We start from the raw sequence: 24,228 nt of genomic DNA on the forward strand, positions 1-24,228 counted from the left end.
GTCACCAGTCGCCGCGTGACGAGGAGCTCGACGTGAACTTCCGCACCACGTAGATCAGTCCGCCGACCAGGGCCACGAAGACCAGCAGCTTGAAGAGCAGTCCGATGACGAACCCGACGACGCTGGCTATCAGCCCGCCGAACACGACCAGCGCGATGACCGGCACCGCGATCCACTTCACCCACCAGGGCAGTCCCGCGAAGAAATCTCCCATTGCTCTCGTCCTTACCTCTCCGCCCGTCGCTCGTGCCGGGTCCGGTCGAAGACCCGGGCTCGTGATGCCGGATCCTTCTGATGTCCTGCACCCGATGCTAGGGCGGGGAGGGGCCTCGGCGGGGGCCTCGCACCCCTTGTCCTCCCCTGACTGATCCCCTAGGGAATCCCGGGGTGTCGGGTCAGCTCTCGGGCGGAGAGAACACCACGAGGACCCGCAGGTCCTCGCTGATGTGGTGGAACTTGTGGGCGACGCCGGCCGGTACGTAGACCACGCTGCCGCGCGCGACCTGGGTGGTCTCCATGCCGACGGTGATCGCTGCGCGGCCGCTCACAACGAAGTAGACCTCGTCCTGGTTGTGCGGCTTCTGTGGATCCTGCTCACCGGCGTCCAGCGCGTACAGCCCGACCGACATGTGCCGCTCACGCAGAAACTGCAGGTAGGCGCCCTCGTTGGCGGCGCGTTCCGCCTCCAGTTCGTCCAGCCGGAATGCCTTCATCGCCCTCGTCCGCCCTCGTCACACTGCTGATCGTCGACCTCTTCTGCCACGATCAGACACATGAAGAATTTCGTAGTCAAGACGATCGCCAACGCGGGCGCCCTGGCGGTCGCCGTCTGGCTGCTGGACAAGATCACCCTGACCGGTGACAGCACGGGCAAGAAGATCGCCACCCTGATCCTCGTCGCGCTGATCTTCGGCATTGTGAACTTCCTGGTCAAGCCGGTCGTAAAGCTCCTCAGCCTCCCGCTGCTGATCCTGACCCTCGGTCTGTTCACCCTGGTCGTCAACGCGCTGATGCTGCTGCTGACCTCGTGGCTGGCTGACAAGGTCGACCTGAGCTTCCACGTCGAAGGCTTCTGGACCGCGGTGCTCGGCGGCCTGATCATCTCGCTCGTGTCCTGGGCGCTCAACGTCGTCCTGCCCGACGGGGACTGAGCCCCTCGTGACGTACCGCGTCTGCTTCGTCTGCACCGGCAACATCTGCCGCTCGCCGATGGCCGAGTCCGTCTTCCGCGCCCACGTGGCGGAGGACGGGCTCGACGGCCGGGTCGAGGTCGACAGCGCCGGCACGGGCGGCTGGCACGAGGGCGACGGCGCCGACCCGCGCACCGTGTCGGTCCTCGATGCGCACGGCTACGACGGCGCCCACACGGCCCGCCAGTTCCAGCCGTCGTGGTTCTCCCGCCTGGATCTGGTCATCGCCCTCGACCACGGCCATCTCAAGGCCCTGCGCCGCCTCGCGCCCACCCCGCAGGACGCGGCGAAGGTGCGGCTCCTGCGCTCCTACGACCCGTCCGCGGGCGACGACCTCGACGTACCGGACCCCTATTACGGGGGGATGGACGGCTTCGAGGAGTGCCTTGAGATGGTGGAGGCGGCGAGCGAGGGTCTGCTCGCCGCGGTACGCGAGGACGTGGAAGGACGAGTGGCATGAGCGAGTCGACCGGGAGCAACGGCGAGGGCACGCGCGCAGTACGGGCGGGACTGCCCGAGCCGGTCAGGAACGAACCCACCCTGCCCGGCCCGGCCTTCGCCGCCCACTTCCATCTGCCGGGCGAGGTGGGCGGCCCGTACACCTACGGCCGGGACGAGAACCCCACCTGGACCCTCCTGGAGCGCGCCATCGGCGAGCTGGAGGCGCCCGGGCAGGTCGGCTTGCAGACGCTCGTTTTCGCGTCGGGTATGGCCGCCATCTCCTCGGTGCTCTTCTCCCAGCTGCGTGCCGGGGAGACGGTCGTCCTGCCGAACGACGGCTACCAGGTGCTGCCCCTGGTGCGCGCGCAGCTCGAGGCGTACGGCATCGAGGTGCGGACCGCGCCGACCGGCGGCGACGCCCAGCTGGAGGTGCTGGACGGCGCGAAGCTGCTGTGGATCGAGACGCCGTCGAACCCCGGGCTCGATGTGTGCGACATCCGGCGGCTCGTCGAGGCGGCACACACGCGTGGCGCCCTCGTCGCCGTCGACAACACCCTCGCGACGCCGCTCGGACAGCGCCCCCTGGAGCTCGGCGCCGACTTCTCGGTGGCCAGCGGCACCAAGCAGCTCACGGGGCACGGAGACGTCCTGCTGGGATACGTCACCGGCCGCGACGGCGAGGCGATGACCGCCGTACGACGCTGGCGCAAGATCGTCGGGGCGATCCCGGGCCCCATGGAGGCCTGGCTCGCGCACCGCTCGATCGCCACGCTCCAGCTGCGGGTCGACCGGCAGAACGCGACCGCGCTCGTGCTCGCCGAGGCCCTGAAGGGGCGGCCGGACGTCACGGGGCTGCGGTATCCGGGACTGCCCGACGATCCCTCGCACAAGGTCGCCTCGCAGCAGATGCGGCGCTACGGGTGCGTGGTCTCCTTCACGCTGCCTTCGCGGGAGCGTGCCGAGCGTTTCCTCGACGCGCTGCGGCTCGTGGACGACGCGACGAGCTTCGGCGGAGTGCGTTCCACGGCCGAGCGGCGTGGCCGCTGGGGCGGGGACGCCGTGCCGGACGGCTTCGTCCGCTTCTCGGTCGGCGCCGAGGATCCGGAGGATCTGGTGGCGGATGTGCTGCGTGCGCTGGACGAGTCGGCGCGCTGACACCGTCTTCTGCCCGTCCGTGGGTGTCCGGCTACGCACAACGGACGGTCCGAGCCTCCCCCCTCGTGGCTCGGACCGTCCTCGGTTCTGCGCGCGAAGAACCGCGCAAGCAAGGCTAGTTGACTCTGTGTCAGTGTCCAATCACAGTAGCGACAGCGACCTATCGACATATTTATAGTTGGGCGCGGCCGGAGGGCCAGGAGCAGGCACTGAAGGGGAGGGCGCGGCATGGATCTGGCCTTGTTGCGGACCTTCGTGACCGTGCACCGGGCCGGCTCCTTCACTCGCGCCGCCGCGCTGCTCGGCCTCTCCCAACCGGCCGTGACCTCGCAGATCCGTACGCTGGAGCGGCAGTTGGGCCGCCCTCTGTTCCTGCGACAGGCCCGCGGGGTGACCCCGACGACCATCGGCGACGAGCTCGCCCACAAGGCTGCGCCGCATCTGGACGCCCTGGTGGAGATCACCGAGACCGGCCTCGACGACGAGTCCTCTTTACGAACCCTCCACCTCGCCGGGCCCCCCGAGTTCATCGCCGAACGGGCTCTGCCCGCGCTCACCGAGCTGACCGGCGAGGACGGCCAGGGCTTCGCGCTGCGGGCCTCCTTCGGGAACGCCGAGGAAACCCTGGAGGGGCTGGCCGCCGGGCATCACGATCTGGCCATCACCACGGCCCGCCCACGCGGCTCACTGCTCACGGCGACTGCGCTCTGCGACGAAGTGCACGTCCTGGTCGCCTCCCCGCGCTGGGCGAAGCGGATCGGTGCCGGAACCCTGCGCCGCAAGGGAGCGCCCGCCCTGGAGGACCTCCCGGTGATCGAGGTGCACGAGTCTCTGCCGTTCGTCTCGCGCTACTGGGCTGCCGTCTTCGACTCCCGCCCGGCGGCCCCCGGCACCGTCATCGTCCCCGACCTGCGCGCGGCGCTCGCCTGCGCGGCGGCGGGCGCCGGGCTCGCGGTGCTGCCCAGCTATTTGTGCGCGTCAGCCCTGGAGCGCGGCGATGTCGTCGCCCTGCACCATCCGGCGGTGCCGCCGCTGCGGACGTACTTCCTGGTGGTCCGTACCGGCACGCTGGCGATGCCACATATCGCGCGCGCTCACGACTGGCTGCTGCAGACGGCTACGGACTGGTGCTGACCTGCGTTCTCCCTCCGGTCACCGGGTGAGCTCGGCCGATGACGGCCCGCGATGTTTCACGTGGAACCAACCGGGCCACATTTCACCCATGACCGTCCGACCCGTGGTCAAGCGCACCGCACGTGCCGTTCTCCTGCATGGCGACGACCTGATCCTGATCAAGCGCACCAAACCCGGCATGGATCCCTACTGGCTCACACCCGGTGGTGGAGTCGAGCCGACCGACACGACCGTCGTCGACGCCCTGCACCGCGAGGTCTACGAGGAGCTCGGCGCCAAGATCACCGACGTGGTGCCCTGCTTCGTCGACACCGTCGAGCACATCGGCGAGGACGGTGGTGCGACCGGGGTGAAGGTCCAGCACTTCTTCGTCTGCCGTCTGGAGTCCATGGACACCTCGCTGCGGCACGGGCCCGAAATCGACGAACCCATCGGTGAGTACGAGATCGTGCGGGTGCCCTTCACCCGCGTCGGGATCGCCTCCGTCCACCTGGTCCCGCTGTCCCTGCGGCACTACCTGGACGGGAACATCGAGGGCGTCCGTGCCATGCACGCCCCCGACCTGGGCTGAGATCAGTCCCCGATGACGACGAGCTCCTCCACGGAGTCGTGACGTATACGGTTCGACGGAATGCCGATGTCCCTCAGGGCGTCCACACCACTGCGGATCATCCCGGGCGGGCCCGAGACGAAGGCGTCGTACTCGTTCCAGGGGCCGTACTGGCGGATGGCCTCGGGGAGTTGGACACGCGCCAGTTGGTCGATGACCGCGCGGACCGAGAGCCACGGGTGGGACTGCTGGAGCCTGAGCATCGTGTCGATGTCGTACAGGTCGTGGTCGGTGCGGGCGCCGTAGAACACCTCGACCGGCCGCCGCTCGCCGTGTTCGGCGACGTCCTCGATCAGTGCCTTGATCGGCGCTATGCCGGTACCACCGCCCAAACAGAGCAGTCCGCTGTCGGTGGTGTGATCCACGGTCATCGAACCGGTCGGCGGACCGAGCCGGAGGATGTCGCCGGGCCGGGCTCGGTGCACCAGGGCGTTGGAGACCCAGCCCGCCGGGACAGCCTTCACGTGGAACGACAGCAGGCCGTCGGAGCGGGGCGCCGAGGCGAAGGAGTAGTGCCGCCAGATCCGCGGCCACCACGGCGTCTCCAGGCTCGTGTACTGGCCGGCGAGGAAGGGGTAGGGCTGGTCCGGGCGGACGGTGACGACCGCGACGTCCGGCGTCCTGAGGTCGTGCGACACGACCTCGGCGTACCACCAGGCCGGGGCGCGCAGTTCGTCCCTGGCCGCCGCGTCGATCATCACCTGCGAGATCGTCGTGTACGTCCGGACCCAGGCCGCTTCCAGCTCCGGGTCCCAGATGTTCTCGGCGTACTTGCTCAGCGCGCCGATGAGGCACTCGCCGACGGCCGGGTAGTGCTCGGCCCGGGTGCCGTACTTGCGGTGGCCGCGGCCGAGATTCTGCAGGTAGTCGACGAGGACGGGGGTGTTGTCGATGTGCTCGGCCGCGGTGAGCAGCGCCTTGAGCAGCCGGTCCCGCTGGGTGTCCATCGCGGCGGGGAAGAGCGAGCGCAGGTCGGGGTGGCGGACGAAGAGGAGTGCGTAGAAGTACGAGGTGACCTTGTCGGCCACGGGGGCGACCTCCGCCATGGTCCGGCGGATGAGGATCGCGTCCGGGGAAGCCTGCTGGGCCTGCGCCGGGTTGGTGCGCTGCGGGGGTACACGCTGCTCCGGGGGCGGGGGTTCCGCCTGCCCCCGGTTCGGTATCGCGTGCGAGGTGAGGGTCGCCGTCGAGTGCGCCTGCTCGGTCGGGGCTGGTGGGGCGTCGGGAGCGGGCGGTGGGGCAGGTGCCGGGGCTGGGACGGGCAGCGGGGCGTCCTGTGCCGGTGGCTTCGTCTCGGCGCCCTGTGCGGTCCTGCCGACCGGGCGCAGCGCCGCCAGGCGGCTGCTCTCGGCCGTCTCCTGCTCGCTGCCCGGCTCCGGCTGCTTGTGCGGCGTGAACCAGCCGCTCCCGCCGCCGGAAGTGCCGTTGTCGGCCGACGCGGTGGTCGGAGCGTCCATGGTGTGCCTCGCCTCGAACATCTTTCGGTCGGTCTGGGCACTTCCTCGGTCGGAATGTGCCTGCTTTCCCCCGCAGACGGCTTACTTTCCCCGTTCATGGCCATGGCCAATGCGGCCACATTCAACCCGTATTCGCGCTCCATACGGACAAGTAAGGCGAGAGTGTGACATTGGCCGCAGCGCTCTCACCGCAGCCTCCCACCGCATGGGGACGCCCGGCCGCATAACCGAAAACGCGGGTCTCGATCTCTCCGTCCCGTTAGGCTGCCTTGCCTTGTTCACGGTCCGGGCAGGGCATGCGCAGGGTCTGCGCACCTCACGCCGGACGAGAACCGGAGTCGACCCTACCGGTCAGCGCTCCACACACAAGTCCCGCCTTCCTCCTCCACGAATGAGGCGAGGAGCGAACCATCAATTCCTTCAATTACCGGGCGCTGCGCACCAATTCATAGGCAGCCCACAGATCTCTGCCTGTGTACGCGTGGGTCGCGAGACCGGCCAGATGACTGTCCGCATTGACCGCGACGGAGACCGGCACCGTGCCGAAGAGGTCCTTGTCCGAGGACGAGTCCCCATAGGCAATACAATCGGCCCGGCTCACCCCGAACTCCTCACACAGCCGGTCGGCGATCAGGACCTTGGCTGCGGCGCTGAGCACCCCGGCCGGATCCACGGGCTCGGTGAACGGCACGGCGGGAAAGCGCGATCCGTAGGCCGCGTGGGCACCCCAGGTGATGAGCCGCTCGACGAAGAAGGACGGCGAGAGCGATACGACGGCGCAGTAGTCGCCGTTCTCCCGGATCTCCTCCCAGACGTCACGAATTCGGGCCAGCCACGGAGCGCCCTCGAAAGCGGCCGCCACATGGGCCTCGGTGAGCTCTGTCCACAGTTCGCGTACCCGCGCGGCGTACTCGGGCGGTTCTATCAGCCCCGTCGAGATCGCCTGGTCGAGTGCCACGGTCTCGGCTTCCAGCCCTAGTTGCCGGGAAATCTCCACGGGCGAGGAAGTGCCGTACAGCAATGTGCCGTCGAGGTCGAAGAGATGAAGTCTGGCCATGGTTCCCGAGGCTAGCCGGGTCGGATGACGACACCTGGGCGAGGATCCCTGAAGCCCTTTGGGCGAGGACACCGCCAACGCTTCGCAAGGCCGTCAGATGTCTGTCGTTCGCTCATGTTTCACGTGAAACACGCGCCGTCTGTCGTGGCGCTGTGCAGTGGGCTACGACATGGCCAAAACCTCGTACATCTCCCCGGAAACAGGTGGACGCCGAGGGCACCCGTCAGACAGCCTGACCTGCGTGTCGACACCTCCTCTCGCCGATCTGCCCATCCGCCGATTGACGCGGCGCGATCTCCCCGCCTGCGCCGACTTGTCCGAGGACCGGGGGTGGCCGCGCGAGGAGCACAAGTGGGGCTTCCTCCTCACCTCCGGGAAGGGATACGGCATCGATGACCCCGACGGCGGCCTCGCCAGCGCCTGCGTCGTCACCGAGTACGGCCCGCAGGACCGCCCCGATGTGGGGGCCATCGGCATGGTGCTGGTCGCCGATCGACATGCACGCCAGGGCATCGGCCGCCGGCTGATGCGTCACGTGATCGCGGCGATGGGCACCACCCCGCTGACCCTGCATGCGACGCCCAACGGCCGCCCGCTCTACGAGGAACTCGGCTTCAAGGTCACCGGCCGGGCGGAGATGGTGCGGGGCCACTTCACGGCCGGATACCAGCCTGCCGTCGCCACCCGCGCGGCGACCGCAGAGGACCTCACCGCCATCCTCCGGCTCGACGCGGAGGTCTTCGGCGCCGATCGCACGCATATCGTGACGCGCCTGCCCGCCTTCGCCGACCAGTTGCGGGTCGCCGAGGAGAACGGCCGGATCATCGGATACGTGGGCGCATGGCCGAACATGGACAACCATGTCGTGGGGCCGCTGATCGCCCGGGACACGGAGACGGCGAAAGCGCTCATCGCCTCGCTGGCCGCCCGCACCGACCTCAAACTGCGTACCGACATCGACGTGCGGCACGAGGAGCTGCTGACGTGGGTGAAGGAGCGCGGGCTGGCATCCGTTGCCTTCAACTCGGTCATGACCTACGGGATTTCGGAGTTGCCCGGTGACTGGAGCCGACGGTTCGCGCCGGTGACGGTGGCGGCGGGGTGAGGGACGGCGGCGTGGCGACGGCTTGCTGACAGCAGCTGAAGGGGTGATGCCGGGTCCCGGTCGGGGCCCGGCATCGTTCGGTCGGCTCAAGGTGGCTGGTGCGGCTCGGTCGGCCCTGTCCGGATCAGTGGTGGACAGCCGCCCGCCGCTCAGCCGGTACGGCCCCTGCCACCACCTCGCTGGGCGCGCCGGCCCGGCGCTCCAGGGCGGCCGAGAGAAGCGCGAGTCCCAGGGCGGCAGCGGCCAGGACGGCACCCACCCAGTTCGGAGCGGTGTAGCCGAGACCGGCGCCGATCACAAGGCCGCCGAGCCAGGCGGAGAGCGCGTTGCCGAGGTTGAAGGCACCGATGTTCACCGCCGAGGCGAGTGTCGGGGCGCCGTGCGCCTGGTCGAGGACGCGCTTCTGCAGCGGCGGGACCGTGGCGAACCCCAGGGCGCCGATGAGCGTGATCGTGACGGCCGCGAGGACCTTGTTGTGCGCGGTGAGCGTGAAGAGCGCGAGAACGACGGCCAGGGCCCCCAGAGACACGTACAGCAGGGGCATCAGGGCGCGGTCCGCGTACTTGCCGCCGATGAGGTTGCCGCCGACCATGCCGAGGCCGAAGAGTACGAGCAGCCAGGTGACGGAGCCGTCGGCGAATCCGGCGACGTGGGTCATCATCGGCGCGATGTAGGTGATGGCCGCGAAGACGCCGCCGAAGCCGAGCACCGTCATCGCCATGGCGAGCAGGACCTGGGCGTTCTTGAAGGCGGCCAGTTCGTGGCGCAGGTGCACGCCCTCCGGCCTGGGCATGTCGGGGACGAGCTTGGCGATGCCAACCAGGCCCAGGACTCCGAGCGCGGCGACGAGGGCGAAGGTGACGCGCCAGCCGACGGTCTGCCCCACGAGGGTGCCCAGCGGGACGCCCACCACGTTGGCGACGGTGAGGCCGGTGAACATCATCGCGATGGCTCCGGCCTTCTTGTCCGGGGCGACCAGCTCGGCCGCCACGACCGAGCCGATGCCGAAGAAGGCACCGTGGGCGAGTGAGGCGACCACCCGGCCGATCAGCATGACGCTGAAGGCGGGGGCCAGGGCGGACAGCAGGTTGCCGGCGATGAAGAGGCCCATCAGCACCATCAGCATGCGCTTTCGGGAGACCTTGGTGCCGAGCACCGTCATCAGCGGAGCACCGAACATGACGCCGAGCGCATAGCCCGTCACCAGGAAGCCGGCCGTGGGGATGGAAACCCCGAAGTCACCCGCGACCTCGGGCAGCAAGCCCATGATCACGAACTCGGTGGTTCCGATTCCGAAGGCCCCGATCGCGAGAGCCAGGAGCGCGAGAGGCATGAGGGTCTGCACCTTCCAGATAATTGCAGGAGCGCTTTACAGTCGAAGACAATACTTGCATACGCTTGATAGTTTCAAGCGCCGACTATTGCGGCCCTGCTCTATCCTGGTTTCAGTCGTTCCGGGACGAAGGAAGCGCCGATGACAGCGACGGACCCCGCACCCACCCCCCTCGCACAGGGCTGGTGCGCCCTCTCCCTGCTGCACGGGAGGATCGAGGCCCATATCGAGCGGGCCCTCCAGGCGAAGCACGACCTCAGCGTGCGCGAGTACTCCCTGCTCGACGTCCTCAGCCGACAGCACGACGGAGACGGCGGCCATCTGCAGATGAAGCAGGTCGCCGACGCCGTCGTCCTGAGCCAGAGCGCCACCACCCGGCTGGTCACCCGCCTGGAGGACCGCCTCCTGCTCACCCGCTACCTGTGCCCCACCGACCGCCGCGGCATCTACACCAACGTCACCGAGGCAGGTCTCAAGCTCCTCGCCCAAGCACGGCCGACCAATGACACCGCCCTGCGCGAGGCTCTCGACGAAGCGGCCAGGAACCCCGAACTGGCCCCGCTGGTCCGGGTCGTGGAGTCGCTGAACGTGCCCGCATAGGCTGGCCGGCATGGGAGATCTTGAAATACGCGCCGCCGTCGCCGCCGATGTCCTCGCGATCGTCGCCATGCTTGCGGACGACCCGCTGGGCGCGCAGCGCGAGTCACCGGACGACCTCGCGCCCTACCTGACCGCCCTGGAGCGGCTCGTCGCGGACCCGAACCAGCACCTCGTCGTCGCCGTCCGCGAGGACCGCGTCGTGGGCACTCTCCAGCTCACGATCATTCCCGGGCTCTCCCGACGCGGCTCCACCCGGTCGATCATCGAAGGCGTCCGCATCCACGCCGACGAGCGTGGCAGCGGTCTGGGTACGCAGCTCATCGAGTGGGCGGTCGATGAATCACGGCGTCAGAACTGCCAGTTGGTGCAGCTGACCTCCGACGCCACCCGCACCGACGCACATCGCTTCTACGAGAGGCTGGGCTTCGAGGCCACGCACGTGGGCTTCAAGCTGCCGCTCTGACGCTCGGACGGGCACCGTTCCGACCTCCGGGGGGCTTGTTTCACGTGAAACAAGCCCCCCGGCCGCTCAGCCGACACCGCGCCACCCCTCCGGGTCCACCCCACCCGGCACGGACGAGCCCTCGTCGTACGGCTGACGCGTGAACACGAACGACCCGAGGTCCAGATGGCTCACAGCGCCGTCAGGCCGCCGTACGGCCTTCAGGAGCTCTCCGGCGAAGTAGCCCTCGAGGCCAGTCCACGTGCCGTCACCGTTCCTGCGAAAACGTGAGCGGCGACCGGTACCGCTCAGGGGATCCAGCGAGACGCCGCCCTTGGTCGTCAGCCGCAGGGCGAACGCATGCGTCCCCCAGTACCACTGCCCCGCCAACTCCAGCACAGCTGCGTCGACTTCGGGCAGGGGACGCCACGGCTCGGGAATCCGCGGCTCGGCCTCCGCGACGATCCGTACGAGGTCGGCGCCCACGGAACCCAGCAATGGCCCGGAGGTGCAGTTGGCCAGCACCACCGCGGCCACGTCGTCGGCCACGCTGATGGTGAGGTTGGCCAGGAATCCCGGCAGGGACCCCGAGTGCCCGACGAGCAGTCGGCCGTCCCGGCTCTGCACCTGCATCCCCAGACCGTACGTCGCACCGTCCACGACATCCGCGACCTCGGCCGGAGCGGCGGGCGTCCGCATCTCCCGTACCGTCTCCGCACCCAGCACCCGGTCGTCGCCCTTCGCCAGGAAGGCCGCGAACTTCGCCAAGTCGCCGGTGGTGGACCAGAGTTGGCCCGCCGGGGCCATCCGGCCGAGGTCCTCAGTGGGCTCCGGAAGCATCACATCGGCCCAGGGATGCACCGCCCAGCCACCCGCATGCGGCGCCCGGGGCTGGGCGCTCGTGCTGTCGAGGCCCAGGGGTTCGAGCACTTCGCGCCGGAGGACGTCCTCCCATGGGGCCCCGCGCAGCTCCTCGACCAGCGCACCCAGCAGGGTGTAGCCGGGGTTCGAATAATGGAAGCGGCGGCCGCCCGGGTGCAGGAAGGGCTGCTCGCCGAGCACGTCGGTCAGTTCGGGACGCAGCGAGCCCGGGCTGCGCTCCCACCACGGCCCCGGCGCCTCGGCCGCCAACCCGGCCGTGTGCGCGAGGAGTTCGGCGATGGTGGCCTCCCCCGCGCCGGTGCCCGGCAGATGCTTCTCCAGCGGGTCGCCGAGGTCGAGCAGTCCCTCGTCGCGCAATCGCAGCACGAGTACGGCGGTGAAGGTCTTGGTAATCGAGCCGATGCGGTATTGCACGTTCTCGTCCGGCCCGTGCCCGTCCACCGACGTCCGCGAGCCGTGCCAGACGGCCCGGCCCTCTCGCACGACCACCGCGACCAGCGATGGCGTACGTCCCTCGGCCTGGGCCACGGCAATGCGGTGCAGCAGCGCCCGGCGCGTGCCGGGAAGCAGCTCTTCCTGAGATGTCGTCATGGGCCCAGTCCACCCCGCGGAACACCGCGACGTCGAACGCTTTGGACCCGGGAACGGGCGGTTCAGGTCTGGGCCATGTCCACGAAGCGCGAGTAGTGACCCTGGAAGGCGACCGTGATCGTCGCCGTCGGGCCGTTACGGTGCTTGCCCACGATGATGTCCGCCTCGCCGGCGCGTGGCGACTCCTTCTCGTAGGCGTCCTCGCGGTGCAGCAGGATCACCATGTCGGCGTCCTGCTCGATGGAGCCGGACTCGCGCAGGTCGGACACCTGCGGCTTCTTGTCCGTGCGCTGTTCGGGTCCACGGTTGAGCTGTGAGAGCGCGATCACCGGGACCTCGAGCTCCTTGGCCAGGAGCTTGAGGTTACGGGACATGTCCGAGACCTCCTGCTGACGGCTCTCGGAGCGCTTGCCGGACTGCATCAGCTGCAGATAGTCGATGATCACGAGCTTGATGTCGTTGCGCTGTTTCAGGCGACGGCACTTCGCGCGGATCTCCATCATCGACAGGTTCGGGGAGTCGTCGATGTAGAGCGGCGCGGCCGAGACCTCGGGCATCCGACGGGCCAGCCGCGTCCAGTCCTCGTCCGTCATGGTGCCGGAACGCATGTGGTGCAGGGCCACCCGCGCCTCGGCCGACAGCAGACGCATCGCGATCTCGTTGCGCCCCATTTCCAGGGAGAAGATGACGCTCGGCAGGTTGTTCTTGATCGACGCCGCCCGCGCGAAGTCCAGCGCCAACGTGGACTTACCCATGGCGGGACGGGCCGCGATGACGATCATCTGGCCCGGGTGCAGACCGTTGGTGAGCGAGTCCAGGTCCGTGAACCCCGTCGGCACACCGGTCATCTCGCCCGTGCGGGAGCCGATCGCCTCGATCTCGTCGAGCGCGCCCTCCATGATGTCGCCGAGCGGCAGATAGTCCTCGCTGGTGCGCTGCTCGGTGACCGCGTAGATCTCGGCCTGGGCGCGGTTGACGATCTCGTCGACGTCGTCGTCGGCCGCGTATCCCATCTGGGTGATGCGGGTGCCGGCCTCGACCAGACGGCGCAGGACCGCGCGCTCATGCACGATCTCCGCGTAGTACTCGGCGTTGGCCGCCGTCGGCACCGTCTGGACAAGGGTGTGCAGATACGACGCGCCGCCGACCTTGTTGATCTCACCGCGCTTGGTCAGCTCGGCAGCGATCGTGATCGGGTCGGCCGGCTCGCCCTTGGCGTAGATGTCGAGGATCGCCTGGAAGATCGTCTCGTGCGCCGGCTTGTAGAAGTCGTGTCCTTTGATGACCTCGACGACGTCGGCGATGGCGTCCTTCGACAGCAGCATGCCGCCGAGGACGGACTGCTCGGCATCGAGGTCCTGCGGCGGGACACGTTCGAAGGACGTGCCCCCGCCGTCCCATTCGCCGCTCTCCCGGCCGCGGTCGTGCTGATCGTCGCGACCCCGGCCACCCTCGCCGCGGCGGCGCGAGGCAGGCAGGCGATCACTGGGACCGCTGTCGGCCCACGGATCGTCCAAGGGCTCGGAAATGCTCACCGAGCCACCTCCTCCCGTCCGCGGAGCGGACATCGCCGTGCTTCTCTTCTACGGCACGGCACTGACAAATGAGAGGCCCAACTCCGGTTCTGGCAGCGTCGGTTTTGTGATGGTTTCCAGGCCGACAGACGGAGCGGGCGCCGGACCACGGTAGGCCCGACGGCACCGTCAGCCAATCTGGTTATCCACAGGCCATGTGGACGACGGCCCGGATGCTGTGGAGAACTCCGCAAAACCTGTGCACGACACGGTGGACAGGCCTGTGAACAAGCTCGCCCCTCTCGTTCGAGACCAGCGCTGACCTGGTCTCTTCCCATCCACCGGCTGTGCAGAAGAAAAACTTCCCCAGTCGGACCAAGATCACATCGAACGACACGCGGAAGCGCACGCCACAACACGGCAAGTAAGGGTCATTAATACATTGCATCTCTTACCTGTGGACGATTAGATTGGTGCTCATGACACATGCTCCGGCGACCACGCGCGCCACACGGCGACAGCATGACCGAGAGATCGTCGCTCTGGCCGTCCCGGCCTTCGGGGCACTCGTCGCCGAACCGCTCTTCGTCATGGCCGACAGCGCGATCGTCGGCCATCTCGGCACCGCGCAACTCGCGGGACTGGGAGTCGCCTCGGCCCTCCTCATGACAGGCGTCAGCATCTTCGTCTTCCTCGCCTACGCCACCACCGCGGCCGTCGCCCGACGTGTGGGCGCCGACGACCTCCCGGCCGCCATCCGGCAGGGCATGGACGGCATCTGGCTCGCACTCCTGCTCGGCGCCGCGGTCGTCGCCGTCGTCCTGCCCACCGCACCGGCCCTGGTGGAACTCTTCGGCGCCTCGGACACCGCCGCCCCGTACGCGATCACCTATCTGCGGATCTCGTCCCTCGGCATCCCGGCCATGCTCGTCGTCCTCGCCTCGACCGGCGTTCTGCGCGGACTGCAGGACACGAAGACACCGCTGTACGTCGCCGTCGGCGGCTTCGTCGCCAACGCCGCCCTCAACGTGGGCCTCGTCTACGGCGCCGACCTCGGCATCGCCGGCTCTGCCTGGGGCACCGTGATCGCCCAGTTCGGAATGGCCGCCGTCTACCTTGTGGTCGTCGTCCGCGGAGCCCGCGCCCACGGCGCCTCGCTGCGCCCCGACGCCGCAGGTATTCGGGCTTCGGCGCAGGCCGGCGTCCCACTGCTCGTCCGCACCCTCTCGCTCCGCACGATCCTGATGATCGCCACGGCCGTGGCGGCCCGTCTCGGCGATGCCGACATCGCGGCTCACCAGATCATCCTGTCGCTGTGGAGCCTGCTCGCGTTCGCCCTGGACGCCATCGCCATCGCAGGACAGGCCATCATCGGCCGCTACCTCGGTGCCGGCGACGTCCAGGGCGCCCGTGAGGCATGCCGCCGCATGGTGCAGTGGGGCATCGCGGTCGGCGTGATACTCGGCCTCGCCGTGGTGGCGGCCCGTCCCGTATTCCTTCCGCTGTTCACAAGCGACTCCGTGGTGAAGGACGCGGCACTGCCCGCTCTTCTCGTGGTGGCGCTCGCCCAGCCCATCTGCGGGATCGTCTTCGTCCTGGACGGCGTCCTGATGGGGGCGGGCGACGGACCATACCTCGCCTGGGCCATGATCGTGACTCTGGCCATCTTCACGCCTGTGGCCCTGCTCATTCCCGCGCTCGGCGGAGGCCTCACAGCGGTCTGGGGAGCGATGACGCTGATGATGGCGGTACGCATGCTGACTCTCTGGCTGCGGTCCCGCTCGGGCCGCTGGATCGTCACCGGCGCCACGCGCTGAACCGAGGGCCGCGACGAACCGGGCCCACCGCGCTGACTGTTTCACGTGAAACCCTCTGTTTCACGTGAAACACTCCTCGGTCCGTCCACACGCAAGAAGGGCCGCACCCGATGGGTGCGGCCCTTCTCAGCTGCTCAAACCGAGCGCAGCGTCACGCAGCGACGACCTCGATGTTGACCTTGGCGGCCACCTCGGGGTGCAGACGCACGGACGTCTCGTGAGCGCCCAGCGTCTTGATCGGCGAACCGAGCTCGATGCGGCGCTTGTCGACCTCGGGGCCACCGGAAGCCTTGATCGCCGAAGCGATGTCGGCCGGGGTGACGGAACCGAAGAGGCGACCGGCGTCGCCGGAGCGAACGGCCAGACGCACCTTGACGGCCTCGAGCTGGCCCTTGACCTGGTTGGCCTGCTCGATGGTCTGGATCTCGTGGATCTTGCGAGCACGACGGATCTGCTCGACGTCCTTCTCGCCACCCTTGGTCCAGCGGATAGCGAACTTCCGCGGGATCAGGTAGTTGCGAGCGTAGCCGTCCTTGACGTCGACGACGTCGCCCGCGGCACCGAGGCCGGAGACCTCGTGGGTAAGGATGATCTTCATTGGTCGGTCACCCTTCCCTTATCGCGCGGTGGAGGTGTAGGGCAGCAGCGCCATCTCACGGCTGTTCTTGACGGCCGTGGCGACGTCACGCTGGTGCTGCGTGCAGTTGCCGGTCACGCGGCGGGCACGGATCTTGCCGCGGTCGGAAATGAACTTCCGCAGCATGTTCGTGTCCTTGTAGTCCACGTACGTGACCTTGTCCTTGCAAAAAGCGCAGACCTTTTTCTTAGGCTTGCGCACAGGCGGCTTCGCCATGGTGTTTCTCCTGTGTGATCAAGAAGTGTGGGTACGACCCACCCTCGGCCCGAAGGCCTAGAAGGGGGGCTCGTCCGAGTAGCCGCCGCCCTGCTGGCCGCCGCCGGAGCTTCCACCCCAGCCGCCGCCACCGCCGCCGCCCTGGTTGCCACCGGCGGGAGCGCCGGTCGCCCACGGGTCTTCGGCGGGAGCGCCGCCGCCCTGCTGGCCGCCGCCGGAGTTTCCACCCCAGCCGCTACCGGCCTGGCCACCGCCGCCACCCCCGCTGTAACCGCCCTGGCCACCGCGGCCGGCGCCGCCGGCAGTCTTGGTGACCTTGGCCGTGGCACTGCGCAGGCTGGCGCCGACTTCCTCGACGTCCAGCTCGTAGACCGTGCGCTTGACGCCCTCACGGTCCTCGTAGGACCGCTGCTTCAGCCGGCCCTGCACGATGACGCGCATGCCTCGCTGGAGCGACTCCGCGACGTTCTCCGCCGCCTGACGCCAGACCGAGCAGGTCAGGAACAGGCTCTCGCCGTCCTTCCACTCGTTGGTCTGACGGTCGAAGGTGCGGGGGGTGGACGCGACACGGAACTTCGCGACCGCCGCACCGGAGGGGGTGAAGCGCAGCTCGGGGTCGTCGACAAGATTGCCGACGACCGTGATGACGGTCTCGCCTGCCATGGGGAACCTCTCGGCGGGTTTGCTGCTCTGGCTGCTTGGTTGCTGCTACTCGAATCCCGAGATCAGCTGAGCGGGAGGCTCAGTGGGTCTCGGGGCGGAGGACCTTGGTCCGGAGGACCGACTCGTTCAGGTTCATCTGGCGGTCGAGCTCCTTGACGACCGCAGGCTCGGCCTGCAGGTCGATGACCGAGTAGATGCCCTCGGGCTTCTTCTTGATCTCGTACGAGAGCCGACGACGGCCCCAGGTGTCGACCTTCTCGACCTTTCCGTTGCCCTCACGGACGACGGAGAGGAAGTTCTCGATCAGGGGGGCGACAGCGCGCTCCTCCAGATCGGGGTCGAGGATGACCATCACCTCGTAGTGACGCATGTGGAACCCACCTCCTTTGGACTCAACGGCCACGGTCGTTCCGTGGCAGGAGGGTTGTAATGCGTACGCAAAGGTATCGGCCGCCACTGACAATCGGGGCTTCCTCGCGGTAGTCCCGGTCGTGACATGGGCAGACACCAGTGCAGACGGTACAGAGTACCCGCACCATGGCTTCCGGTTGAAATCCGGCCGCCAGGACCGACAATCTGTACACATCGGGTGTGTATGGCGCTACGATGCGCCGCCTTTCGCAGGAGGTGCCCTATGGCACAAGCATTGCGACCCAACACCGTCGGAGGCCTGTTCGCCACGGACGGCAAATCCCACCCCCTCCAGGACACCCTGCTCGCGGTGACCCTGGTCCTGGGGCTCACGTCGTTCATCACGGCGATGTTCCACAGCCTGCACCTGCTCAGCTCCTGGACCGGGCTGGTGGGGATCCTCACCGGCGCGTACGGCCAGTGGATCTCGGAGACGACCCGTGAACGCTTCGGACTGATCCTCGGTCTCGGCGCCTCGGCGATCGGCTTCTTCCTCGGCATGGCGCACGGCGGCCTCTTCGGCGGACTCATCAACTGACGCCCAGGGCATCGTCCTCCTAACACCACACAAAGCACCGCGGAACGCCTCGGCTGCCCATCGGCCGGGGCGCAGGTGCCGTATGCCCAGTCGGGGCGCTCGCCAGGCGCAGTAGGCTTCGGCGCGAGAGCCGGAGCCCCTGTACCCATGGGGACACACCAGCCCGAGGAGCGCCCCGAATGAGCCTGACCCTGAGGACGATCAGCCGCGAGCAGCATCTGGCATACATCCAGAGCCTGCCGTCGGCTAGCCACATGCAGGTTCCGGCCTGGGCAGACGTCAAGGCGGAGTGGCGCTCCGAGAGCCTCGGGTGGTTCGACGACAAGACCGGCGAGCTGGTCGGCGCGGGCATGGTCCTCTACCGGCAGCTCCCCAAGATCAAGCGTTACCTCGCCTATCTGCCCGAGGGCCCGGTCATCAACTGGTTCGCGCCGAATCTGACCGACTGGCTGGAACCGATGCTCGCGCACCTCAAGCACCAGGGCGCCTTCTCGGTGAAGATGGGCCCGCCGGTGATCATCCGGCGCTGGGAGGCCACCTCCATCAAGGCCGGTATCCAGAACCCCGACGTGAAGCGGCTGCGCGACATCGAGGCCGACTTCATCGAGCCGCGCGCCTTCGAGGTCGCCGACAAGCTCCGTCGTATGGGCTGGCAGCAGGGCGAGGACGGGGGCGCCGGATTCGGCGACGTCCAGCCCCGCTACGTGTACCAGGTGCCGCTGGCGAACCGGTCCCTGGAAGAGGTCCACAAGAACTTCAACCAGCTGTGGCGCCGCAACATCAAGAAGGCCGAGAAGGCCGGCGTCGAGGTCGTCCAGGGCGGCTACCACGACCTCGAGGAATGGCAGCGGCTGTACGAGATCACGGCCGTGCGCGACCACTTCCGACCCCGCCCGCTGTCGTACTTCCAGCGCATGTGGACGGCCCTCAACACCGAGGACCCCAACCGCATGCGGCTGTACTTCGCCCGCCACAACGGCGTGAACCTGTCGGCGGCGACGATGCTGATCGTAGGCGGGCACGTCTGGTACTCCTACGGAGCCTCCGACAACATCGGCCGTGAGGTCCGGCCCTCGAACGCGATGCAGTGGCGGATGCTGCGCGACGCCTACGCGCTCGGCGCGACCGTCTACGACCTGCGTGGCATCTCCGACTCGCTGGACGAGACCGACCACCTCTTCGGCCTGATCCAGTTCAAGGTCGGCACGGGCGGCCAGGCCGCCGAGTACCTCGGCGAGTGGGACTTCCCGCTGAACAAGCTGCTCCACAAGGCGCTCGACATCTACATGTCGCGGCGCTGAACCCCAGCTGTTTGCTTCGATAGCTTCGGCACGTCCGTTCGCTTCCATACCTCTGATACACCGCAGCCACGAGAAAGGTTCCAGGTCCGGCCATGGCGCTCACGCTCTACGTCGACACCGCGCGCTGGCGTGCGCACCACAAGCACGTGCAGGACCAGTTCCCGGGTCTCGTCCCGGTCTGCAAGGGCAACGGATACGGCTTCGGGCACGAGCGGCTGGCGGAGGAGGCCACGCGGCTGGGCTCGGACGTCCTCGCGGTCGGCACGACGTACGAGGCCGCGCGCATCAAGGACTGGTTCGGCGGCGACCTGCTGGTGCTGACGCCCTACCGGCGCGGCGAGGAGCCCGTGCCGCTGCCGGACCGGGTCATCCGTTCGGTGTCGTCGATCGACGGGGTCTACGGCCTCGTGGGCGCCCGCGTGGTCATCGAGGTGATGTCCTCGATGAAGCGTCACGGCATCAGCGAGCAGGACCTGCCGCAGTTGCACTCCGCCATAGAGAACGTCCGTCTCGAGGGCTTCGCCATCCACCTGCCGCTGGACCGTACCGACGGCTCGGACGCCGTCGAGGAGGTCATCGGCTGGATGGACCGGCTGCGCGCGGCGCGCCTGCCGCTGCACACGATGTTCGTCAGCCACCTCAAGGCCGAGGATCTCGCCCGGCTCCAGCAGCAGTTCCCGCAGACCCGCTTCCGCGCCCGCATCGGCACGCGGCTGTGGCTGGGGGACCACGAGGCCACCGAGTACCGCGGGGCGGTCCTGGACGTCACTCGCGTGGCCAAGGGCGACCGGTTCGGCTACCGCCAGCAGAAGGCGGCCTCGGACGGCTTCCTGGTCGTCGTGGCGGGCGGTACGTCACACGGGGTGGGCCTGGAGGCTCCCAAGGCGCTGCACGGCGTCATGCCGCGCGCCAAGGGCGTGGCCCGCGCCGGCCTCGCCACGGTCAACCGGAACCTTTCTCCGTTCGTCTGGGACGGCAAGCAGCGCTGGTTCGCCGAGCCACCGCACATGCAGGTGTCGATCCTGTTCGTCCCCTCCGACGCCTCGGAGCCGAAAGTCGGTGAGGAGCTGGTGGCCCATCTGCGGCACACCACCACGCAGTTCGACCGGATCGTCGACCGCTGAGCGTCGCACGGACTCGTACGGACGACTGAAGAGCCGTACACAGACAGTCGAAAGGCCGTACACGGACCTCCCGTGTACGGCCTTTTACGTGGGCCGACTACGCCTTGTTCGCTCAGAGCGAACGTTCTGGGGAGGAGGCCGGATCGCCCCACTCCACCTGCGGCCCCCCGAAGTGGGCGGCGTGGCGTGGGGGATGAGCCGCGGGGCCCAGGACGAACACGTCCTCCGCACCGTCGAGCACGCCCCCCGAGGGGTCGTCGTCGCCGGCCCGGCGTACCACGTCCCGCTCCGGCATCCAGATGTCGCGCACCACCACGGCACACAGGTACAGCGTCCCGAGCAGATGCAGCCCGATGGCCCAGTGATAGCCGTCCTGGGGCAGGCCCTTGTGGGCGTCCGCACTGGTCGTGTACGCGAGGTACATCCAGATCCCCAGGAAGTACGCCACCTCGCAGGCCTGCCAGATCAGGAAGTCCCGCCACTTGGGCCGTGCCAGTACGGCGAGGGGGATCAGCCACAGGACGTACTGCGGCGAGTAGACCTTGTTGGTGAGGATGAACGCCGCGACGATGAGGAAGGCCAGCTGGGCGAAGCGCGGCCGACGTGGGGCGGTCAGGGTGAGCGCGGCGATTCCGACGCAGGACAGCAGCACCAGCAGCGTGGCGAGCGTGTTGACCGTGTCGGTGCTCAGCGGGTCGGTCGAGTTCTGGGCCAGGATCAGCCAGAAGGACCCGAAGTCGACTCCCCGTTCCTGACTGAACTCGTAGAACTTCGACCAGCCGTCCCAGGCGAGGAGCATCACCGGAAGGTTCACCACCAGCCAGGAGACGGCGGCACCTCCCAGTGCCTTTCCGAAGTCCCGCCACTTGCCCGCGCGCCAGCACAGCACGAACAACGGGCCCAGGAGAAAGACAGGGTAGAGCTTGGCGGCTGTGGCGAGGCCCAGCAGGACACCGAAGGCGAGAGAGCGGCCCCGCGACCACATCAGCATCGCCGCGGCCGTCAGGGCGACCGCCAGCAGGTCCCAGTTGATGGTGGCGGTCAGCGCGAAGGCTGGCGCCAGTGCGACCAGCAGACCGTCCCAAGGCCGCCGGGCGTGCGTACGGGTCACGCATACGACGATGACGGCGGCACACGCCATCAGCATTCCGGCGTTGACCATCCAGTACCACTGCTCCTGGTCCTGGATGCTGCCACTGCCGGGCGTGAGCCAGGAGGCGACCTCCATGAACACACCGGTCAGCACCGGGTATTCGAGGTACTCCATGTCTCCGTTGAGCTTGTCGAAGTACGGCACGAGCCCATCGGCGAAGCCGCGCCCCGCGTAGAGGTGCGGGATGTCCGAGTAGCAGGCATGCGTGTACTGCGAGCTGGCGCCGAAGAACCACCCGCCGTTGTAGCAGGGCGCCTTCTGGACCAGACCGAGGGCGAACATCCCGATCGCCACGAGCGCGATGATGCGCACGGGAGTCCACCAGGACGTCCCTAGCAGCGCACGCCGCCCGATGGGACCACCGATCAGCTCACTGCCACTCGCGGCGATCTCGTCGTCCTTGGTCGGCCGCACCGTGTCCGGCTCGTGGACGCTCGCTTGCGTCGATTCTGCGCTGGGCATGGGGCACATCCTGCCGTACGTCTCTGGGAATACGCCGTGGGCCGCCGCACCTGGTGGGTGCGGCGGCCCATGTTTCACGTGAAACACCCTCGGCGGGCGATATGGCGGCTAACCGCTCGATCCTCCGAAGATGCCTCCATTGCCGTTGCCTCTGGTGTTCCCGGTTGTCTCCGTGGCCGTCGGCGTGGAACTCGTGCCTCCGTCCGTGCCGCCGGTGTCCGTACCGCCGGTGTCCTCGCACTGGAAGCCGAAGCAGGTCTCCGTCGCCGAGGGCGAGGGAGCAGTGAGGGTCGGGCTCGGCGTCGGCGTCGGCGTCGCCGTGACGGACGGGGTCGGCGTCGCGGTGACGGACGGGGTCGGGGAGGGAGCACCATCCTCGTCCTGGACCTCGCCGATCTTCTCAGCGTCCGGGAAGCCGGGGTCGTTGTCGCCCTTCAGAGCAGCCTTCATGTACTCGGTCCAGATCGACGTGGGGATATCACCACCGTGGATGGAGTCCTCACCCGCCGTGCCGTTCATGGAGAGCAGCTTGCTGTTCTTCGGGTCCTCTCGGAACATCGCGATGGACGTCGACAGCTGCTGGGTGTAGCCGACGAACCAGGCCGACTTGTTGCTGTCGGTGGTACCGGTCTTGCCGGCCGCCGCACGGCCCAGGGCCTTCGCATTCTGACCCGTACCATTCTCGATGACGTTCTCGAGAGTGTCCGTGACATTGTTCGCCACGTTCTCGGGCATCGCCAGCTTGACCTTCGGCTTGTCGAAGCCCGGCAACTGCTGACCGTCCTTCTTGACCTCGGTCACGGAGTACGGGTCCGCGTGCTTGCCGGATGCGGCGAAGGTCGAGTAGGCGTCAGCCATGCGAATGGCACTGGGAGTCGAGGTACCGAGGGCGAACGACGGATTGAGCGCCTCAAAGCTTTGATCCAGGATGCCGGACGCCTTGGCCACATCCCGCACCTTGCTCATCCCCACGTCCATGCCGAGCTGCACGAACGGCGTGTTGATGGATTGCTCCATCGCCTTACGGAGACTGATGTAGCCCCAGGGGTAGTCACTCTCGTTCTCCTGGTAGAAGACCGAGTTGTCCTTCTTCAGGACGTAAGTGCCGTCGTTGTTCCTGACCTTCAGATGGTCGTTGCCGTTGTACTTGCTCAGTGGCGAGACCCCGACGTCCGGGTCCTTGTACGTGCCGTACTCCATGGCTGCCGCGAGGACGAACGGCTTCCACGTCGAGCCGACGGGGACACCCGAGGTGTCCGCGTTGTTGTTGAAGTGGTCGTTCTCGTACCCGGCGCCCCCGTACAGAGCGACGATGGCGCCGTCCTTGGGCTTCACCGACGCCGCACCGAACTGGACGTGCTTGTCCAGCTCACGCTTCTCCGGGTCGATCTTCTCGCTCTCGATCTTCTTCACGGCCTTGGCGAGGGCGTCGACCTTGTCCTTCTCGAAGGTCGTGCGGATCTGATAGCCGCCCTTGTCGAACTCGGTCCGCGAGATGTCCGAGTGGGCCAGCACGTACTTCTTGGCCGTGTCGACCAGGTAGCTGATCTGGCCGGTCATGCCCTTGGTCGCCTTGAGCCCCTGGGGCATGGGGTACTTCTTGGTGGCCGTTTGGTACTCGGCGTCCGTCAGATGCTTGTCGTCGTGCATCTGCTCGAGGATCCAGCCCCAGCGGTACTTGGAGCGCTCGGTGTTCTTCGCCTTGGTCGCCGAGGGGTCGTAGCTCGTGTTGTCCACGGGGTCGTAGTACGTCGGCCCCTTGAGCAGCGCGGCCAGGAAGGCGCACTGGCTCGGCGTCAGTTTTTCCGCGTCCACGCCGTAGTAGGTCTGAGCGGCGGCCTGGATGCCGTAAGCGTCACGGCCGTAGTACGAGGTGTTCAGGTAGCCCTGGAGGATCTCGTCCTTGGTGAGCTTCGTGCCCACCTTTATGGAGATGAACATCTCCTTGAACTTCCGGGAGACGGTCTGTTCCTGGCTCAGGTAGGTGTTCTTCACGTACTGCTGGGTGATCGTCGAACCACCCTGTGTGTCACCGCCCCGCGCCATGTTGGCCAGCGCTCGGGCGATACCCATGGGGTCGACACCCGAGTCGGAGTAGAAGCTCTTGTTCTCGGCCGAGATCACGGCCCACTGCATGGCCTTGGGAATCTTGTCGATCGTGACGTTCTGCCGGTTCGCGCCGGCTCCCGTCGCGACCATCTGGGAGCCGTCCTCCCAGTAGTAGACGTTGTTCTCCGACTTGGCCGCGGTGTTCTCGCTGGGGATGCCGACCATGGCGTATCCGATACCCGCGATCGCCACCAGGCCGCCGAAGAACGCCAGGCACAGCCCGGAGACGAGCTTCCAGGACGGCATCCAGCGCTGCCAGCCGTACTTGCCGGCGCGCGGATAGTCG

The 24,228-nt window shown here is 67.9% G+C and carries 25 protein-coding genes; 12 read left to right on the forward strand and 13 right to left on the reverse strand.

Annotated features, from left to right (window positions below):
- Position 1: 1 nt before the first annotated feature.
- Both TN53_RS01710 and TN53_RS01715 read right to left on the reverse strand, forming a co-directional pair.
- The gene (locus TN53_RS01710; RefSeq protein ID WP_046256474.1) at positions 2-214 is read right to left on the reverse strand and encodes a DUF5326 family protein; all 213 of its coding nucleotides are present in this window, start codon (positions 212-214) and stop codon (positions 2-4) included.
- A 181-nt stretch (positions 215-395) separates the two neighbouring features.
- Positions 396-713, reverse strand: coding sequence for a cupin domain-containing protein (locus tag TN53_RS01715; RefSeq protein ID WP_046256475.1), 318 nt, complete (start codon positions 711-713; stop codon positions 396-398).
- Between the two features lie 60 nt (positions 714-773).
- On the opposite strand from TN53_RS01715, the gene TN53_RS01720 reads away from it, so the two are divergent.
- The 5 genes from TN53_RS01720 to TN53_RS01740 all read left to right on the forward strand — a co-directional run bounded on the left by TN53_RS01720 (position 774) and on the right by TN53_RS01740 (position 4,491).
- The gene (locus tag TN53_RS01720) at positions 774-1,151 is read left to right on the forward strand and encodes a phage holin family protein (RefSeq protein ID WP_046256476.1); all 378 of its coding nucleotides are present in this window, start codon (positions 774-776) and stop codon (positions 1,149-1,151) included.
- Between the two features lie 7 nt (positions 1,152-1,158).
- Entirely contained in the window at positions 1,159-1,650 is a 492-nt protein-coding gene (locus TN53_RS01725) for a low molecular weight protein-tyrosine-phosphatase (RefSeq protein WP_046256477.1), read from the forward strand.
- Positions 1,647-2,786, forward strand: coding sequence for a cystathionine gamma-lyase (locus TN53_RS01730; RefSeq protein WP_046256478.1), 1,140 nt, complete (start codon positions 1,647-1,649; stop codon positions 2,784-2,786). Before TN53_RS01725 ends, TN53_RS01730 begins: the two co-directional genes overlap by 4 nt.
- Positions 2,787-3,014: 228 nt before the next feature.
- Positions 3,015-3,920 (forward strand): LysR family transcriptional regulator, encoded by a 906-nt coding sequence (locus tag TN53_RS01735; protein WP_046256479.1) that lies wholly within the window; start codon positions 3,015-3,017, stop codon positions 3,918-3,920.
- Between the two features lie 88 nt (positions 3,921-4,008).
- On the forward strand, positions 4,009-4,491 hold the full coding sequence (locus TN53_RS01740; RefSeq protein WP_046256480.1) for an NUDIX domain-containing protein: 483 nt from the start codon (positions 4,009-4,011) through the stop codon (positions 4,489-4,491).
- Between the two features lie 2 nt (positions 4,492-4,493).
- Here the strand turns inward: TN53_RS01740 and TN53_RS01745 are convergent, their stop codons facing one another.
- Complete coding sequence (locus tag TN53_RS01745) at positions 4,494-6,008, reverse strand: globin domain-containing protein (protein ID WP_095046236.1); 1,515 nt, start codon at positions 6,006-6,008, stop codon at positions 4,494-4,496.
- 403 nt (positions 6,009-6,411) lie between these two features.
- Positions 6,412-7,044 (reverse strand): HAD family hydrolase, encoded by a 633-nt coding sequence (locus TN53_RS01750; protein WP_046256481.1) that lies wholly within the window; start codon positions 7,042-7,044, stop codon positions 6,412-6,414.
- Between the two features lie 241 nt (positions 7,045-7,285).
- Between TN53_RS01750 and TN53_RS01755 the strand changes: the two genes are divergently transcribed.
- Complete coding sequence (locus tag TN53_RS01755) at positions 7,286-8,149, forward strand: GNAT family N-acetyltransferase (RefSeq protein ID WP_046256482.1); 864 nt, start codon at positions 7,286-7,288, stop codon at positions 8,147-8,149.
- Between the two features lie 124 nt (positions 8,150-8,273).
- On the opposite strand, the gene TN53_RS01760 is transcribed toward TN53_RS01755, so the two are convergent.
- The gene (locus tag TN53_RS01760) at positions 8,274-9,482 is read right to left on the reverse strand and encodes an MFS transporter (RefSeq protein ID WP_046256593.1); all 1,209 of its coding nucleotides are present in this window, start codon (positions 9,480-9,482) and stop codon (positions 8,274-8,276) included.
- Positions 9,483-9,623: 141 nt separating this feature from the next.
- Between TN53_RS01760 and TN53_RS01765 the strand changes: the two genes are divergently transcribed.
- Positions 9,624-10,082, forward strand: coding sequence for a MarR family winged helix-turn-helix transcriptional regulator (locus tag TN53_RS01765; RefSeq protein ID WP_046256483.1), 459 nt, complete (start codon positions 9,624-9,626; stop codon positions 10,080-10,082).
- Between the two features lie 10 nt (positions 10,083-10,092).
- Positions 10,093-10,545 (forward strand): GNAT family N-acetyltransferase, encoded by a 453-nt coding sequence (locus tag TN53_RS01770; RefSeq protein ID WP_046256484.1) that lies wholly within the window; start codon positions 10,093-10,095, stop codon positions 10,543-10,545.
- 66 nt (positions 10,546-10,611) lie between these two features.
- Here TN53_RS01770 and TN53_RS01775 read toward each other — a convergent pair whose 3' ends face one another.
- Both TN53_RS01775 and dnaB read right to left on the reverse strand, forming a co-directional pair.
- On the reverse strand, positions 10,612-11,997 hold the full coding sequence (locus TN53_RS01775; protein ID WP_046256485.1) for a serine hydrolase domain-containing protein: 1,386 nt from the start codon (positions 11,995-11,997) through the stop codon (positions 10,612-10,614).
- 62 nt (positions 11,998-12,059) lie between these two features.
- Positions 12,060-13,532: a replicative DNA helicase gene (gene dnaB / locus TN53_RS01780; protein WP_046256486.1), complete on the reverse strand. Its 1,473-nt coding sequence runs from the start codon at positions 13,530-13,532 to the stop codon at positions 12,060-12,062.
- A gap of 449 nt (positions 13,533-13,981) precedes the next feature.
- On the opposite strand from dnaB, the gene TN53_RS01785 reads away from it, so the two are divergent.
- Positions 13,982-15,328, forward strand: coding sequence for an MATE family efflux transporter (locus TN53_RS01785; protein WP_046256487.1), 1,347 nt, complete (start codon positions 13,982-13,984; stop codon positions 15,326-15,328).
- A 151-nt stretch (positions 15,329-15,479) separates the two neighbouring features.
- On the opposite strand, the gene rplI is transcribed toward TN53_RS01785, so the two are convergent.
- From rplI to rpsF, 4 genes are all read right to left on the reverse strand, one after another.
- On the reverse strand, positions 15,480-15,926 hold the full coding sequence (gene rplI / locus TN53_RS01790; protein ID WP_046256488.1) for a 50S ribosomal protein L9: 447 nt from the start codon (positions 15,924-15,926) through the stop codon (positions 15,480-15,482).
- An 18-nt stretch (positions 15,927-15,944) separates the two neighbouring features.
- Complete coding sequence (gene rpsR / locus TN53_RS01795; RefSeq protein ID WP_003949403.1) at positions 15,945-16,181, reverse strand: 30S ribosomal protein S18; 237 nt, start codon at positions 16,179-16,181, stop codon at positions 15,945-15,947.
- A gap of 57 nt (positions 16,182-16,238) precedes the next feature.
- The gene (locus tag TN53_RS01800) at positions 16,239-16,844 is read right to left on the reverse strand and encodes a single-stranded DNA-binding protein (protein WP_046256489.1); all 606 of its coding nucleotides are present in this window, start codon (positions 16,842-16,844) and stop codon (positions 16,239-16,241) included.
- A gap of 79 nt (positions 16,845-16,923) precedes the next feature.
- Positions 16,924-17,214 carry a 30S ribosomal protein S6 gene (rpsF, locus tag TN53_RS01805; RefSeq protein WP_005482942.1) on the reverse strand — a complete coding sequence of 97 codons (291 nt, stop codon included), beginning with the start codon at positions 17,212-17,214 and terminating at the stop codon, positions 16,924-16,926.
- 264 nt (positions 17,215-17,478) lie between these two features.
- Between rpsF and TN53_RS01810 the strand changes: the two genes are divergently transcribed.
- The 3 genes from TN53_RS01810 to TN53_RS01820 all read left to right on the forward strand — a co-directional run bounded on the left by TN53_RS01810 (position 17,479) and on the right by TN53_RS01820 (position 20,218).
- Positions 17,479-17,793: a hypothetical protein gene (locus TN53_RS01810; RefSeq protein ID WP_046256490.1), complete on the forward strand. Its 315-nt coding sequence runs from the start codon at positions 17,479-17,481 to the stop codon at positions 17,791-17,793.
- A 179-nt stretch (positions 17,794-17,972) separates the two neighbouring features.
- Complete coding sequence (gene femX, locus TN53_RS01815) at positions 17,973-19,094, forward strand: peptidoglycan bridge formation glycyltransferase FemX (protein ID WP_046256491.1); 1,122 nt, start codon at positions 17,973-17,975, stop codon at positions 19,092-19,094.
- Positions 19,095-19,186: 92 nt separating this feature from the next.
- Positions 19,187-20,218 carry an alanine racemase gene (locus TN53_RS01820; RefSeq protein WP_046256492.1) on the forward strand — a complete coding sequence of 344 codons (1,032 nt, stop codon included), beginning with the start codon at positions 19,187-19,189 and terminating at the stop codon, positions 20,216-20,218.
- 112 nt (positions 20,219-20,330) lie between these two features.
- On the opposite strand, the gene TN53_RS01825 is transcribed toward TN53_RS01820, so the two are convergent.
- A complete protein-coding gene (locus TN53_RS01825) occupies positions 20,331-21,833 on the reverse strand; it encodes a glycosyltransferase family 87 protein (RefSeq protein WP_046256493.1) in 1,503 nt (500 codons plus the stop codon).
- A gap of 108 nt (positions 21,834-21,941) precedes the next feature.
- Positions 21,942-24,188 (reverse strand): transglycosylase domain-containing protein, encoded by a 2,247-nt coding sequence (locus TN53_RS01830; protein WP_046256594.1) that lies wholly within the window; start codon positions 24,186-24,188, stop codon positions 21,942-21,944.
- Positions 24,189-24,228 lie beyond the last annotated feature (40 nt).

The organism is Streptomyces sp. WM6386 (assembly GCF_000972385.1).
Taxonomy (GTDB): Bacteria; Actinomycetota; Actinomycetes; order Streptomycetales; family Streptomycetaceae; genus Streptomyces.

Coding starts and splice junctions, on each gene's coding strand:
- rplI (WP_046256488.1), bottom strand. CDS start 15,926: ATGAAGATCATCCTTACCCACGAGGTCTCCGGCCTCGGTGCCGCGGGC.
- TN53_RS01750 (WP_046256481.1), bottom strand. CDS start 7,044: ATGGCCAGACTTCATCTCTTCGACCTCGACGGCACATTGCTGTACGGC.
- TN53_RS01710 (WP_046256474.1), bottom strand. CDS start 214: ATGGGAGATTTCTTCGCGGGACTGCCCTGGTGGGTGAAGTGGATCGCG.
- TN53_RS01730 (WP_046256478.1), top strand. CDS start 1,647: ATGAGCGAGTCGACCGGGAGCAACGGCGAGGGCACGCGCGCAGTACGG.
- TN53_RS01810 (WP_046256490.1), top strand. CDS start 17,479: ATGGCACAAGCATTGCGACCCAACACCGTCGGAGGCCTGTTCGCCACG.
- TN53_RS01820 (WP_046256492.1), top strand. CDS start 19,187: ATGGCGCTCACGCTCTACGTCGACACCGCGCGCTGGCGTGCGCACCAC.
- TN53_RS01765 (WP_046256483.1), top strand. CDS start 9,624: ATGACAGCGACGGACCCCGCACCCACCCCCCTCGCACAGGGCTGGTGC.
- rpsF (WP_005482942.1), bottom strand. CDS start 17,214: ATGCGTCACTACGAGGTGATGGTCATCCTCGACCCCGATCTGGAGGAG.
- TN53_RS01830 (WP_046256594.1), bottom strand. CDS start 24,188: ATGCCGTCCTGGAAGCTCGTCTCCGGGCTGTGCCTGGCGTTCTTCGGC.
- TN53_RS01800 (WP_046256489.1), bottom strand. CDS start 16,844: ATGGCAGGCGAGACCGTCATCACGGTCGTCGGCAATCTTGTCGACGAC.
- TN53_RS01745 (WP_095046236.1), bottom strand. CDS start 6,008: ATGTTCGAGGCGAGGCACACCATGGACGCTCCGACCACCGCGTCGGCC.
- TN53_RS01740 (WP_046256480.1), top strand. CDS start 4,009: ATGACCGTCCGACCCGTGGTCAAGCGCACCGCACGTGCCGTTCTCCTG.
- femX (WP_046256491.1), top strand. CDS start 17,973: ATGAGCCTGACCCTGAGGACGATCAGCCGCGAGCAGCATCTGGCATAC.
- TN53_RS01770 (WP_046256484.1), top strand. CDS start 10,093: ATGGGAGATCTTGAAATACGCGCCGCCGTCGCCGCCGATGTCCTCGCG.
- TN53_RS01775 (WP_046256485.1), bottom strand. CDS start 11,997: ATGACGACATCTCAGGAAGAGCTGCTTCCCGGCACGCGCCGGGCGCTG.
- rpsR (WP_003949403.1), bottom strand. CDS start 16,181: ATGGCGAAGCCGCCTGTGCGCAAGCCTAAGAAAAAGGTCTGCGCTTTT.
- TN53_RS01720 (WP_046256476.1), top strand. CDS start 774: ATGAAGAATTTCGTAGTCAAGACGATCGCCAACGCGGGCGCCCTGGCG.
- TN53_RS01760 (WP_046256593.1), bottom strand. CDS start 9,482: ATGCCTCTCGCGCTCCTGGCTCTCGCGATCGGGGCCTTCGGAATCGGA.
- TN53_RS01715 (WP_046256475.1), bottom strand. CDS start 713: ATGAAGGCATTCCGGCTGGACGAACTGGAGGCGGAACGCGCCGCCAAC.
- TN53_RS01825 (WP_046256493.1), bottom strand. CDS start 21,833: ATGCCCAGCGCAGAATCGACGCAAGCGAGCGTCCACGAGCCGGACACG.
- TN53_RS01735 (WP_046256479.1), top strand. CDS start 3,015: ATGGATCTGGCCTTGTTGCGGACCTTCGTGACCGTGCACCGGGCCGGC.